The sequence below is a fragment of the Mycobacterium kyogaense genome (genome assembly GCF_003254575.1).
Lineage (GTDB): Bacteria > Actinomycetota > Actinomycetes > Mycobacteriales > Mycobacteriaceae > Mycobacterium > Mycobacterium kyogaense.
Window position 1 is genome coordinate 1 of record NZ_QJUA01000076.1, and the last position, 13,111, is coordinate 13,111.

Genomic DNA, 13,111 nt, shown 5'->3' on the forward strand with positions numbered 1-13,111 from the left:
GGGTCTGGTGCGCGGGGGCGCGGGCACGGCACTGGTCGGATCCCACGAAGAAGTGGCGAATCTGATTCTCGAATACCATTCCCTGGGCTTCGACGAGTTCATCCTGTCGGGCTACCCGCACCTCGAAGAGGCGTACTGGTTCGCCGAGGGCGTGCTGCCGATCTTGAAGCGCAAAGGTGTCGCCTGATCGGTCTCATCTGATACAGCTTGCGGGATGGACGAATGGTTCGAGCGCAGCCCGTTCGTCGGGTTCGTCCCGTGGATCATCTACTGGGTGGTGGCCGACGGCCCGAGCACCTGGCTGTTCGGCGCGATCAGTGCGGTACTGGCGACGGTGATCCTGGGCGTGTCGGCAGGCTTTGCCGGGGTGCGCCTGCTCGACGCCGTCACCGTCGTGTTCTTCACCGGAGTGACCGTGCTGGGTCTGATCATCGGGGCCGAGGATCGCGATTGGATGGACACCTACGCGACGACGCTGTCCGGCGGAGTGTTGGCCGCGATGGCACTCGGATCGTTGGCCTTCGAACCGTTCACCGCTCAGTACGCGCCGGCCTCGGCGCAGCGGCAGGAGTGGGAACAGGTGGCGTTTCGCCGCACCAACCAGGTCTTGACCCTGATGTGGGCGCTGGTGTTCGCGTTGATCGCCGTGCTCGGTTACCTGGCGGCGACAGCCCCGTCCACGGTGCACCTGACGAAGGCGGTCATTCCGGTCGTGGTGATCGTCGGGGCGGTGGGCATGACCCAGGCGTATCCCGGCAGAGCTCGCGAGAAAGCGCGGCAGCAGAACCTCTGACAGGTCAGCAGCGGTACGCCGTTCCGACACCCGCGGGTGGCGCCACAGGCTGCAGACACCCGAACGGACGGACACCGTCGGCGCTGATTCGCACGGCCGAGCGGTGCGCGTAGTTCACGCAGTACAGGCCCGTGGCGTCGCTGCGGCAGCGGGTGTCGCCGATGCTCAACGTCTGGCCGTCGGGCAGCTCCGGCCCGGAGCCGGCGATGAACGGCCCCGGATCTCCACGCAGCGCCCCGACGCGCAGCTCGGCTCCCGGGAAGTCCGTCCAGCCGGCCTTCCACACCCCCTCGGCGTCCGCCGGCGGGGGCGCGGGTGCGGTCAGCTCGAGCAGACACGTCAACCCGTCCGCCGTGGTCATGCACTGGGTGTTGCCCGACGACGCTCCGGAGGGTGCGGTGAAGGCGACGTCGTCACCCAGCCGGGTGGTGACCCCGTCGCGGAAGGCCACATGGAAAGTGGCAACGTCTGCCGCAGTGCCCTCCTCGATGAACGCGATCACCTCGTCGATGGTGGCGTTCTCGCCCGGCGCCTCTGCAGGGCGTGTGGTCGAGGGAGGGGCAGCGGTGCTGGTGGTGGCCGTGGGGCGAGTGGCATCCGCGGATGCCGACTCCGCCTGACCGTCGGTCGACTGCGCGCAGCCGGCCGCCAGGATCGCCACCGCGAGCAGGCCGACCTTGCGCATTCCGCCAGGCTAACCGCCCGACACGAGGCGGTCGGCGCGGCGGGCCCGCCGCTCAGCCGCTACCGTCGGAAAGATGCACGAGCACACCGTGCGGGTCAGAACCGCATCCGGGGTCGTCGAAGGGTTCACGCGCGACGGCGTCCACCGCTGGCGATCGATCCCGTACGCGAAAGCCCCTGTGGGCCCGCTGCGCTACCGCGCGCCCGTCCCTGTCCAGCCTTGGTCGGGGGTGCGGCACTGTCACGGCTTCGGCCCCTGCGCACCGCAGCAGCGCATGTACACGCTCCTGGCGCCCGGCAAATACCAGCCGACGAGCGAGGACTGCCTGACACTCAACGTGGTGGCTCCCGCCGGGTCCGACACCGAAACCCACGCCGGACCTGACAGCGGGCCACTCCCGGTCATGGTGTTCATCCACGGCGGTGGCTATCTGCTGGGAAGTTCGGCCACGCCCATCTACGACGGTGCCTCGCTGGCGCGGCGCGGGTGCGTGTACGTGTCGGTGAACTACCGGTTGGGGCCGCTGGGATGTCTGGAGCTCTCCTCACTGTCCACCCCTGACCATCCGATCGACGACAACCTGTTTCTGCGCGACCTGGTGATGGCGCTGCGCTGGGTGCGCGAGAACGCCGCGGCGTTCGGTGGCGACCCGGACAACGTGACGATCTTCGGGGAGAGTGCCGGAGCGCACGCAGTGGCGACGCTGCTCGCCACCCCCGATGCGGCCGGATTGTTCGCCCGCGCGATCGCGCAGAGCCCCAGCAGCGGCATGACCCGCAGCGCCGACATCGCCGAGCAGTACGCCCAGCGGTTCGCCCGCACCCTCGGCGCGGGCGAATCCGATGCCGCCGAGGTGCTGATGCGCACCCGGCCCGCGGATCTGGTGAGGGCGTTGGAGCAGCTGATCGTCGAGGGGCAGCGGGAGATGCTGGGCGCCTTCGCGATCGGACCGACGTACGACACCGACTATCTGCCGGTGAATCCGGCGCAGGCGATGGCCGACGGGGAAGCGCACCGGGTTCCGCTGATCGTGGGGACCAATGCCGACGAGGGCAAGTTGTTCACCCGCTTCCTCAAACTGCTGCCGACCACCGAACCGGCCATCGAGCGCCTGTTCTCCCAGGCCGAACCCGGTGTGCGCGAACGCATTCTGGCCGCGTACCCGGGGTATCCGAAGCCGTCCGCATGCGTGCGGCTCGGCGGCGACTTCATCTTCGCCTCCGCGATGTGGCAGATCGCCGAGGCCCACGGCCGCCACGCGCCGACCTACGTCTACCGCTTCGATTACGCAACGCGGGCACTGCACCTGTCCGGGCTGGGCGCCACTCACGCGATGGAACTGCTGGCCGTCTTCGACGTCTACCGGTCCCGGTACGGCAAGCTGCTGGCCGCCGGTATCGACTCGCGGACTGCGGGCAGGGTCAGCGACGACGTCCAGAAGCGCTGGCTGGCCTTCGCCGCCGACGGGATTCCGGGCGAGGACTGGCCACTCTACGACAACGACGAGCGTGCGGTCATGGTGCTCGACAAGCGCCGCCGAGTCGAGCACGATCCGCACGCGGAGCGCCGAGAAGTGTGGAAGACGTTCGAGTTCGCGCAATAGCGTGCTGACGGCTGCGCGGTGTGGTTGCGTGGACGGGTGTCTGATGCGCTGCCCACATCCACCGCCCATCCGCTCGACCCGCTCGACGACGCCGAATTCCGCGCGGTGGCCGCGGCATTGCGGCGCGAACGCGGGGTGCAGGCCACGCCATCGGAAGGCGAACACAAGGGCTGGCGGTTCGCCTCGATCGAGCTGATCGAACCGTCCAAAGCCGAGCTCGCCGCTTACGATGCAGACGGACAGCGGCCCGCGCGGCGCGCGTGCGTGGTGTGTTTCGACCGCAGCGCGAACGCCACGTACAAGAGCGTGGTCTCGCTGACCGACGACCGCGTCGAATCCTTCGAGCAAATCCCCGGCGTCCAGGCGAACTTCACCGTCGACGAGTTCGCCGAGTGTGACCGGCTCCTGCGCAGCCATCCCGATGTCATCGCCGCGCTGCGAGCCCGCGGCGTCACCGACGTCGACCTGGTGTTCTTCGACACCTGGACCTACGGCGACGCGGTGGCCCCGGAGGAGTATCGCGACCGGCGCATCGGCTGGTCGGACAGCTGGGTCAAGGCTGGGCCCGGTGCCAACCCCTACGCACGACTGCTCAGCGGTCTGCACTGCGTGATCGACCTCAACGCGATGGAGCTCCTGCGCGTCGAGGACGTCGGACCGTTCTCACCCTCCGGCGGTGCGACGGCACCGGAGGTCATGGGGGAGTACGTGCCGCGTCACATCCCGGACCGGGTGCTCGCACGCGGCCAACGGGAACCACTCAAACCGTTGCACATCACCCAGCCCGAGGGGCCGTCGTTCACCGTCGACGGCAACCTCGTCACGTGGCAGAACTGGTCGCTGCGTGTGGGTTTCAATTACCGCGAGGGCATGACACTGCACACCGTGCGGTATCGGGACGGGGACCGCTACCGGTCGATCGCGCACCGGATGTCGTTCGCGGAGATGGTGGTGCCCTACCGCGACCCGTCACCGGATCACTACCGGCGCACCGCTTTCGACATCGGGGAGTGGGGCTTGGGCTTCATGACGACGTCGTTGGAGCTCGGCTGCGACTGCCTGGGGGAGATCCGCTATCTGGACGCCGTGCTGCACGACAGCGCCGGCGAACCGTACCGGATCACGAATGCGATCTGCCTGCACGAAGAGGACAACGCCGTGCTGTGGAAGCACGTCGACCACGACATCGGCGCCGAGGTGCGCCGCATGCGCCGGTTGACGCTGTCGTTCCACGTGACGGTCGCCAACTACGAGTATCTCGTGTACTGGCGGCTCTACCAGGACGGCAACATCGAATGCGAGGTCCGTGCGACCGGCATCATGGTGACCACGCCGCTGCCCCCCGGCGCGCCCAGCCCGAACGGCACGATCGTCGACGAGCGCACGTATGCGCCGTTCCACCAACACTTTCTGGTGGCGCGCCTCGACATGGATGTCGACGGAACGGACAACACCGTCGTGATGAGTGAATCCGCCGCCGAACCGATCGGGCCGGACAACCCCTACGGCTTGTCGCTGGTCACGCGCAACACCCCGCTGCGCACCGAGAGCGAAGCCCGCCAAGACGTCGACTTCAGCACCCAGCGGGCCTGGAAAGTGGTCAACCCCAACGTGGTCACCGGAATCGGCGCCCATCCGGCGTACAAGCTGGTGCCCTCCGGTGCCATCCCGCCGATGTTCGACCCCGCCTCACCGGTGCTGCAGCGCGCCGGGGTCATCGCCCATACACTCTGGGTCACCCCGAATCGACCCGACGAGCGTTGGCCTGCAGGGGAATTCGTCAACCAGTCGGTGCGTGACACGGGTCTGACACAGTGGACGGCTGCCGATCGCCCCATCGAGAACACCGACGTGGTGCTGTGGTACGTGTTCGGCATCCACCACATCACCCGGCCCGAGGACTGGCCGGTGATGCCGGCCGACATCGTGTCGTTCTGGCTCAAACCCTTCGGGTTCTTCGACCGCAACCCTGCACTCGACGTCGTCGACACGCCGCCCCAGGCGTGCCACACGCCGAGTACCAGCGCCCACCACTGAGTCCCGTGGTCGTCAGGTCCGCCCTACTGTTCGTCCTGGCAGCGGTTCTCGAGATCGGCGGAGCCTGGCTGGTGTGGCAGGGCGTCCGCGAGCACCGCGGCTGGTTGTGGGTGGGAGCCGGCGTGATCGCGCTGGGTGCCTACGGATTCGTCGCTGCGTTCCAGCCCGATGCGCACTTCGGCAGGGTGCTCGCCGCCTACGGCGGCGTGTTCATCGCCGGCTCCCTGCTGTGGGGGATGGCGCTGGACGGCTTCCGGCCGGATCGGTGGGACGTGGCCGGTGCGCTGATCGCTCTGCTCGGCGTGGCGCTGATCATGTACGGCCCGCGCTGAGCACTCACCCGAGATGGGCGCTCGCGTCGTCGAGGTCGTCGCGGCTCAGCCCCATCGGTGTCCCCGCCGGAACGTCACCGGCCGCGATCACGGCGCGGGTGATCGGTGTCAGGCTCTGGAACAACGCCTCGACCTCGTCATCGTCGAGCGCGTCGAGGGCGGGCAGGGCGAGCGCATCGGTCCTGTCCTCGATGTGTTGCTTGAGCGAACGGCCCCGGTCGGTGATGGCGCCGTCGGGGTCGAGCAGTCCACGCTGGTGCAACGCCTCGGCGTGCGCCGCCCACTGCTCGTCGTCGTAGTCGCGGCTGCGCTTGATCATGTCCGCGGGTACGCGTCCGGCAGCGGCGTGCAGCACGTTGCATTCGCGCCCGGACAGGCCCTCGGCGGTGAGCACGGCGACGTGGCCGTCGCCGCGGTGCTCGCGCAGCAGGGTGGCTGCGTGCCACAGCCGCGGCAGCGGTTCGCCCGGCCAGCTCAGCGCACGGTTCGCCGCGTACAGCACCCGGCCACTGACATCGGCATCGGAGGCGGCGCGGGCCGCCAGTTCGGCTGCGTTCTGCGCATCGGCGTCGGTGACACCGCACCGACGCAGGGCTGCCACCGCGGACTGTTCGCGGGCGCGTAGCGCGTCGGCGGGTGGGGCGACGTCCCATGCCGCGGGCAGGGCCTTCGCGACGCGGCTGGGCGCGAAGTTGTAGAACGCCGCGGTCACCACGTCGGCAGGCACGATGCCGAGCGGGGCCGACCGGGCGGCGAAGTACCCCATCCAGAACCCGCGATAGCCGAGGCCGTCGAGGGCGGCACGCGCCTCCGGCGCGAAGTAGGTGACGGCGTGTACGGGCTCGATCCGATCGAAGAAGCGGCGGGCCAGCGTGATCGGGCGGCGAGTGCGGTTGTCCACCGTCGCAGTCAACCACCCGGTGAGGGCAGGTCTGCTAACGTCCCCACCACCGTGGGTCGGGGGTGACGGGCAAGCACATGGCCAAGCTGATCGGGGTGGTCGTCGAGCTGGCTGTCGGCTGCAGCGTCCTCCTGGCGTGCAGCTCGCCGGTGAGTTCCGATGCGATTCCCGCGGTGGCGCCGGAGGATCTGCAGGCCGACATCGCCGCGCGGCTGGCCACGGCCGGTGAGAAGCCGCAGTCGGTGGTCTGCAAGGACCCGTTGATCGGTGAGGTCGGGCAGTCCGCGCGGTGCGACGTGACGATGGGTCCCACCAACAGCTTCGAGCCGGTCGTCACCGTGACCGACATCGACGGCGCATCCATCGTCTACGAGATGATTCCCGCGCTGTCCCGCCCGCAACTCGAACGTGCGGTGGCGCGGCTGGTGTCGAGTCCACCGGAGGTGGTGGCGTGCCTGGCGGGGCTCCCGGGTCGTACCGGTGCGGAGGCGCAGTGCGATGTGACGTCCGGCGGCCCCCCGCTGCGCCGGACGGCGACGGTGACGAGTGTGCGCGGGCTGACGATGACCTTCGATGTGTTGCCGCTGCTGACGAAGGCGGAGCTGGAGGCGTCGCTGCTCGATGAACTCACCGGCCGGGTCAACAGGCGACCGGATTCCGCGCTGTGCACCGGCAACCTGGAGGGCAGGGTCGGCAACACCGTCGACTGCACCGTGGTGTCGGGCGCGGAGCGCGCCGAGCTCGTTCTCACGGTGACCGCGGTGGACGGCACCAAGATCGACTACTCCTACGCGCCGCGCCGGTGAGGTCAGTCCTCCGGCGCGACGGCTGAGGCGGCCTCGTCGATGATCGCCCGCATCGCCTTCTCGGCAACGTCGGCGTCGCCCAGTCGGACCGCACGCGCCACCTCGTCGTGGAGTGCGATCGCCGCGGGGTTGGGGGTCGCGGGCATCATGCCGTGATGGGTGCGGCCGGCGAGCACTTCGGCGACCACGTCATAGAGGGCGCGGAACATCTCGTTGCCGCTGGCCTCCAGCAGTGTGCGGTGAAAGACTTTGTCGGCCAACAGGTATGACTCGAGATCGCCGGATCGTCCGTGCATCACCATGTCGGAGACGGCCGCAGCCATGATGCGGCACTGGTGCGGATCGGCACGGTGCGCGGCCAGCGCGGCGGCCGCCGGCTCGAATCCGCGCCGCAGTTCCGACAGTGAGGCCAGCTGCCTGGCGCGATCGTAGGAGTCGAGGCGCCATCGGATCAGTCGCGGATCGAAGACGTTCCAGGCGGTGGCCGGCTGGATCGTGATGCCCACGCGACGTCGGGAGGCCACCATGCCCATGGACTCGAGGACGCGGATGGCTTCCCGGGCGACGCTGCGCGACACCCGGTACCGGGCGCAGACGCCGTCGAGGGTCACCACGTCGCCGGCGGCGTGAGTGCCCGCCACGATCGCCATGCCCAGTGCGGTCAGCACGCTGCCGTGGAGCGCGGCAGATGGCGTCTCGGTCACCGATTGATCCTGTCATATGCGGGTCGAACATCGAATAAACGGTGCAATATCGTCACCGTCTTGCAATCGTATGCCTATTGAGGCATGGTGTGTGACGGCAAGCACAGCAGGGAAATCGGGACGCGGTGGTCGGCCCCGGCAGGAGGAGGACGAGGTGGCAGCACCCGTGGTGGTCATGGGCGTATCGGGCTCGGGGAAATCGACGGTCGGTGCCGCACTGGCACAGCGGCTGCGGGTGCCGTTCGCCGATGCCGACGACTTCCATCCGGCCGCGAACATCGCCAAGATGACCGCCGGCCACCCCCTGGATGACGATGACCGCTATCCCTGGTTGGAGGCCATCGGCGACTGGTTGGCCCAGCGCTGTGACACCGGTGGTGTCATGAGTTGCTCGGCCCTCAAGCGCACCTACCGGGAGCAGCTGCGGCGACACTGCGCGGGAGTGCTGTTCCTGCACCTCGAAGGGACGCCGGATGTCATCGCCCGCAGGCAGGCGAGCCGGCCGGGTCATTTCATGCCCGCGTCTCTGTTGGCCTCGCAGTTCGCGACCCTCGAACCGTTGGCCGCCGACGAGCCGGGCACCACCATCGACGTCGATCAGAGCATCGACTCGATCATCGACACCTATTGCGATACAACCGGTCTCGCCATCGAACAGGAGAAGTGATGAATTCGTCCGTGCTCACCGTCCTCGCGGCGGACACCGAGCTACCGGAACCGGTGGCGTCGGGCTGGCAACTGGTGCTCGCGGCGCTGGTCGGTATCGCGCTGATCGTGGTGCTGATCACCGTGGCGAAGCTGCACCCGTTCCTGTCGCTGATCGTCGGCGCGCTGGCCGTCGGGATCGTCGCCGGCATGAACGTCGGCGACGTCCTCGAATCGTTCTCCGACGGATTCGGCACCACGGCAGCAGGTGTCGGCATCCTGATCGCGCTCGGCGCGATGTTCGCCAAACTGCTCGCCGACTCCGGAGGAGCCGACGAGATCGTCGACACCATCGTCGGCCGCGCCTCGCCGCGGGCGCTGCCCTGGGCGATGGCCGTGGTCGGCGCGATCATCGGTCTTCCGATGTTCTTCGAGATCGGTGTCGTGCTGCTGATGCCGGTCATCTATCTGGTGGCCAAGCGTTCGGGCCTCTCACTGATCACCATCGGAATCCCGGCTCTGGCAGGACTTTCCGCCATGCACGGGCTCGTCCCGCCGCATCCGGGTCCGCTCACCGCGATCGACCTGCTCGGTGCCGATCTCGGCGTGACGCTGGCCCTGGGTGTGGCGGTGGCGATTCCGACGGTCATCGTCGCCGGCCCGTTGTTCGGGAAGCTGGCGGGCCGCTGGGTCGTCATCGACATCCCGGACCGCTTCACCGCCGACGACCTCCGAGGCGATGGGGGTGGCACGCAGGCTGTCACACAACGCACCCGCCCGAGCTTCGGCATCACCATCTTCTCGGTGTTGCTGCCGGTCGCGTTGATGATGGGCAAGGCCCTGGTCGACATCTTCATCGACGACGAGAACAACGTGCTCCGGCAGACGTTCGACATCCTGGGTCGTCCGCTCATGGCGCTGCTGATCGCCGTCATCGTGGGAATCTTCACGCTCGGCCGGGGTGCCAGGATGACCCGCGATCAGATCGTGAAGTGCGTCGAATCGTCGCTGCCGCCGGTCGCCGGCATCATCCTCATCGTCGCCGCGGGCGGCGGCTTCAAACAGCTGCTCGTCGACACCGGCATCGGAACGTTGCTGGCCGACTGGGCCAAGGGCGCCAACGTCTCGGTGATCCTGCTGGCGTGGACTCTGGCCGTACTCATCCGGCTCGCGACAGGCTCGGCCACCGTGGCCACCATCACCGCATCGTCGCTGATGCTCGGCCTGGTCGAGGGTATGAGCACCGGCGAGGTGTCGTTGGTCGTGCTCGCCGTGGGCGCGGGTTCGCTGTTCTTCTCCCACGTCAACGACGCCGGCTTCTGGCTCATCAAGGAGTTCTTCGGCATGAGCGTCGGGCAGACCATCAAGAGCTGGTCGGTCATGGAGACCGTCCTGTCGGTGACGGGTCTGATCCTGGTGCTGCTGCTCGGGATCGTCATCTGATCCCTGGCGGACGTCAGGCTTTGAGCACCTGGGTGCCGCCGGCGAGCTCGTCGTGCTTGCCCTGCTTGGTCGGGCTGCTGTTGATCGTCACCGCGATCACGACGATCGCCACCACACCCAGCAGCCCGCCGATGAACGGGATGATCGGCAGTAGCGTCCAGGAGTTGCGGATCGCCGACTGCGCAGCGGTCGGTTTCGGTGCGCCGCCGGGGCCGTGAACGCGCAGCCCGAGCAGCTTCTTGCCCGGGGTCCAGCCCTGCGTCACCTCGAACGCGACGTAGTAGATGAAGCTCAGCGCGCCGGTGAACAGACCAGTGACCCAGACGTTCGATGTCGCGCCGATCGCGAACACGATGATGCTGCCCACGATGCCGACGATCAGACCGTCGATGAACCGGGCGGCGAATCGCACGCCGAGGCCGCCGGGCTGGGCGCCCCCACCGGGTGGCGGATAGGACCCGGGGTAGCTGTACTGACCGGACTGCGGGGGATAGTCGCTGCTCATCGGTGCTCCTTCTCGCGGCGGCTGGCTGCGAGATTCACCGTACCGATCAAACCACCCCGGCGGGCGGCTTCAAGATCAGCGGAGCTGCTTGCGGCGCTTCTTCACCTCGGAGCCTGCGGTGTCGGCCAGTTCAGCGGCTCGCTCGCGCGCGATCTCGGCCGAGCGCTGGGCGCGCTCGCGAGCGGCGTCCGCGAGGTCCGGCGCACGATCCCGGGCCGCGTCGGCGAACTCCTCGCCACGCTTGCGGGCCAACACAGCCCACTCGCCGCCGCGTTCGCGTGCGACCTCGGCGAGTTCACCGCCGCGCTCGCGTGCGACCTCGGCGAGCTCGCCCCCGCGTTCCCGCGCGACCTCGGCGAGCTCGCCCCCGCGTTCCCGCGCGATGTGCGCGAACTCGCGACCGCGCTCGGCGCCTGCCTGCAGACCGTGGCCCACCTTCTCGGCCAACTCGCTGTCGGCCAGCGAGCCGCCAGCGGCTGCGCCGACGGGGAGTGCGGCCGACACCGCGTCGGCGGCCTTGCGTGCCGCGCGGCGGCCACGCCAGCCCAGCGAGGGCTTCCCCTCGGTGTCCACGGCGGCGATGATGAGGCCGCCGATGAGGCTGATGTCGGTGACGAACGCGCGCCGCTCGTCGGCCTTGCGCTGCGGGTCGGTCTCGTTCCAGAAGTTGTGGCCGCCCAGGGATCCCGGCACCACGGTCAGGGCCAGCGCCGCCGATGCGACGCGGGGCAGCTTGCCCGTCGCGAGCAGGAGACCGCCGCCGATCTGGACGGCCGCGTTGATGCGGGCGACCGTCTCGGCGTCAGACGGCAGATTGGTGCTGACGGGGTCGGGCAACTTGCTGAGTCCGTCGAGGGTGTTCTGGGTGGACTGAGCTGCGGGTTTGGGGCTCCGCAGGGCTTCGATCCCGCGGGAGATGAACACGGCAGACAGCATGGGGCGCGCGACGCGACGGATCAACATGCGGGTCATGTTCCCACGCGGTTGGGCGACCAAACCCGACGGGTCGCCGCGTCGGGGTAGCTTTCAGGCGTGCCACTCGTCGCGGGAATCGACTCGTCCACCCAGTCGTGCAAGGTGCTGATCTGTGATGCCGAGACCGGCCGACAGGTGCGTTCGGCGGCGAGTCCACACCCGGGCGGCACAGAGGTGGCGCCGGCGCACTGGTGGGAAGCCCTGACGGCGGCGGTCGACGAGCTCGGTGGCATCGACGACGTCGCCGCCGTGTCGGTCGGTGCGCAGCAACACGGCATGGTGTGCCTGGACCGATCCGGTGACGTCGTCCGGGACGCACTGCTGTGGAACGACACCCGCTCTGCCGCGGCGGCGGCTGACCTCGTCGACGAACTCGGCGGTCCCGACGGGTGGGCGCGGCGCACCGGCGTCGTGCCCGTCGCAGCGATCACCGCCACGAAATTGCGGTGGCTGGCCGATCACGAACCGGCGCATGCCGATGCGACCGCTGCGGTCTGTCTACCGCACGACTGGTTGACGTGGCGGCTGTCCGGCTCGGCCGACATCGGCGACCTGACCACGGATCGCAGCGATGCCAGTGGCACCGGATACTTCTCGGCGGCAACGGATTCCTACGACGTCGAGTTGCTCGAGTTGGCGCTGCGAGGGCGCCGCCCGGCGCTGCCGACCGTCGTCGATCCTGCCGGTTCGGCGTTGCAGACCGCCCACGGCGCGCTTCTGGGAGCCGGAGCGGGCGACAACGCGGCAGCGGCCCTCGGCCTGGGTGCCGGACCGGGCGACTGTGTGGTCTCCTTGGGTACCTCGGGTGTGGTCAGTGCGGTCGGGGCGACGGCTCCGTGTGACCCCGAGGGCATCGTCGCGGGGTTCGCCGATGCGACGGGACGGCAGCTGCCCCTGGTCTGCACGTTGAACGGAGCACCCGTGCTCGCCGCTGTGGCGCGCATGCTCGGTGTCGACTTCGACGAGTTCGACAGGCTCGCGCTCAGCGCTGCGGTGGGCGCCGACGGGGTGACGCTGGTGCCGTACTTCGACGGGGAGCGCTCGCCCAACCTGCCTGATGCCGCCGGCGCTCTGCACGGCATCACCACGCGAAACCTGAACTCCGCGAACATCGCCCGGGCGTCTGTGGAGGGACTGCTGGCGTCGATGGCCTACTGCATCGACAAGATCCGTGCGCACGGCGTCGCGGTCGACCGCATCATCCTGATCGGCGGCGGGGCCCGCTCCGCGGCGGTCCGGCAGGTGGCGCCGGCAGTGCTCGGCGCGCCCGTCCACGTCCCCGCGCCTGCCGAGTACGTCGCGCTCGGCGCCGCGCGGCAGGCGGCCTGGGCGCTTGCGGGCGGCGAGAATCCGCCGTCGTGGTCCCTGGCGGACACCACCGTGTTCGAGGCAGACCCCACCCCCGAGGTCCTCGATCGCTACCGGTCGGCCGAACAGCTGACCTTCCGCTGAGGCCTCAGACGGGCCGTGCCGCCTCGGGCCAGGCAGGCCCCGGCCCGCGGCGCGACGGCCCCTATGCGGCCCCCCCGGGAGGGCAGCGCATCGGCCCCCCGGTAGCCACCGCGGACCTCGCGGGCGGGGTCGCCCGCCACCACCGCGGTGGCCGCCCGGCACCACACCGCTGGGACCCCGCCGCCCGCAGGCGCGCCCACCGCCTGCCGACAGGACCCGCGCTCTCCGTC

At 69.3% G+C, this 13,111-nt stretch carries 14 protein-coding genes and 1 pseudogene; 9 read left to right on the forward strand and 6 right to left on the reverse strand.

Annotation, left to right across the window (positions count from 1 at the left end; genetic code table 11):
• Both DMB80_RS27040 and DMB80_RS27045 read left to right on the forward strand, forming a co-directional pair.
• Window positions 1-187: pseudogene (locus DMB80_RS27040) on the forward strand (LLM class flavin-dependent oxidoreductase); the annotation flags it as partial.
• Window positions 188-214: 27 nt separating this feature from the next.
• Window positions 215-793 carry a DUF3159 domain-containing protein gene (locus DMB80_RS27045; RefSeq protein ID WP_111512647.1) on the forward strand — a complete coding sequence of 193 codons (579 nt, stop codon included), beginning with the start codon at window positions 215-217 and terminating at the stop codon, window positions 791-793.
• A gap of 4 nt (window positions 794-797) precedes the next feature.
• On the opposite strand, the gene DMB80_RS27050 is transcribed toward DMB80_RS27045, so the two are convergent.
• A complete protein-coding gene (locus DMB80_RS27050; protein ID WP_111512648.1) occupies window positions 798-1,478 on the reverse strand; it encodes a hypothetical protein in 681 nt (226 codons plus the stop codon).
• Window positions 1,479-1,551: 73 nt separating this feature from the next.
• Here DMB80_RS27050 and DMB80_RS27055 point away from each other — a divergent pair, with 73 nt between their 5' ends.
• The 3 genes from DMB80_RS27055 to DMB80_RS27065 are packed head-to-tail and all read left to right on the forward strand — an operon-like array spanning window position 1,552 to window position 5,450.
• On the forward strand, window positions 1,552-3,081 hold the full coding sequence (locus tag DMB80_RS27055; protein WP_111512649.1) for a carboxylesterase/lipase family protein: 1,530 nt from the start codon (window positions 1,552-1,554) through the stop codon (window positions 3,079-3,081).
• An 18-nt stretch (window positions 3,082-3,099) separates the two neighbouring features.
• Window positions 3,100-5,118 carry a primary-amine oxidase gene (locus DMB80_RS27060; protein WP_420812246.1) on the forward strand — a complete coding sequence of 673 codons (2,019 nt, stop codon included), beginning with the start codon at window positions 3,100-3,102 and terminating at the stop codon, window positions 5,116-5,118.
• 5 nt (window positions 5,119-5,123) lie between these two features.
• Window positions 5,124-5,450: a YnfA family protein gene (locus DMB80_RS27065; RefSeq protein WP_111512656.1), complete on the forward strand. Its 327-nt coding sequence runs from the start codon at window positions 5,124-5,126 to the stop codon at window positions 5,448-5,450.
• A gap of 4 nt (window positions 5,451-5,454) precedes the next feature.
• On the opposite strand, the gene DMB80_RS27070 is transcribed toward DMB80_RS27065, so the two are convergent.
• Window positions 5,455-6,351 carry an SCO6745 family protein gene (locus DMB80_RS27070; RefSeq protein ID WP_205538961.1) on the reverse strand — a complete coding sequence of 299 codons (897 nt, stop codon included), beginning with the start codon at window positions 6,349-6,351 and terminating at the stop codon, window positions 5,455-5,457.
• A 62-nt stretch (window positions 6,352-6,413) separates the two neighbouring features.
• Between DMB80_RS27070 and DMB80_RS27075 the strand changes: the two genes are divergently transcribed.
• A complete protein-coding gene (locus DMB80_RS27075; protein WP_240431414.1) occupies window positions 6,414-7,157 on the forward strand; it encodes a DUF4333 domain-containing protein in 744 nt (247 codons plus the stop codon).
• A 2-nt stretch (window positions 7,158-7,159) separates the two neighbouring features.
• Here the strand turns inward: DMB80_RS27075 and DMB80_RS27080 are convergent, their stop codons facing one another.
• Complete coding sequence (locus DMB80_RS27080) at window positions 7,160-7,861, reverse strand: FadR/GntR family transcriptional regulator (RefSeq protein ID WP_276131575.1); 702 nt, start codon at window positions 7,859-7,861, stop codon at window positions 7,160-7,162.
• Between the two features lie 154 nt (window positions 7,862-8,015).
• Here DMB80_RS27080 and DMB80_RS27085 point away from each other — a divergent pair, with 154 nt between their 5' ends.
• Window positions 8,016-8,528 (forward strand): gluconokinase, encoded by a 513-nt coding sequence (locus tag DMB80_RS27085; protein ID WP_111512651.1) that lies wholly within the window; start codon window positions 8,016-8,018, stop codon window positions 8,526-8,528.
• Window positions 8,528-9,949, forward strand: a complete 1,422-nt coding sequence (locus DMB80_RS27090; RefSeq protein ID WP_111512652.1) for a GntP family permease — start codon at window positions 8,528-8,530, stop codon at window positions 9,947-9,949. The genes DMB80_RS27085 and DMB80_RS27090 overlap by 1 nt, the downstream gene beginning before the upstream one ends.
• Before the next feature lie 13 nt (window positions 9,950-9,962).
• Here the strand turns inward: DMB80_RS27090 and DMB80_RS27095 are convergent, their stop codons facing one another.
• Both DMB80_RS27095 and DMB80_RS27100 read right to left on the reverse strand, forming a co-directional pair.
• Window positions 9,963-10,454, reverse strand: coding sequence for an RDD family protein (locus DMB80_RS27095; protein ID WP_111512653.1), 492 nt, complete (start codon window positions 10,452-10,454; stop codon window positions 9,963-9,965).
• Between the two features lie 75 nt (window positions 10,455-10,529).
• On the reverse strand, window positions 10,530-11,417 hold the full coding sequence (locus DMB80_RS27100) for a DoxX family protein (RefSeq protein WP_111512659.1): 888 nt from the start codon (window positions 11,415-11,417) through the stop codon (window positions 10,530-10,532).
• Between the two features lie 69 nt (window positions 11,418-11,486).
• Here DMB80_RS27100 and xylB point away from each other — a divergent pair, with 69 nt between their 5' ends.
• Entirely contained in the window at window positions 11,487-12,881 is a 1,395-nt protein-coding gene (gene xylB / locus DMB80_RS27105) for a xylulokinase (protein WP_111512654.1), read from the forward strand.
• On the opposite strand, the gene DMB80_RS28440 is transcribed toward xylB, so the two are convergent.
• Window positions 12,848-13,111: hypothetical protein (locus DMB80_RS28440; protein WP_205538964.1), on the reverse strand; the 264-nt coding region annotated here is incomplete at its 5' end. The genes xylB and DMB80_RS28440 overlap by 34 nt on opposite strands.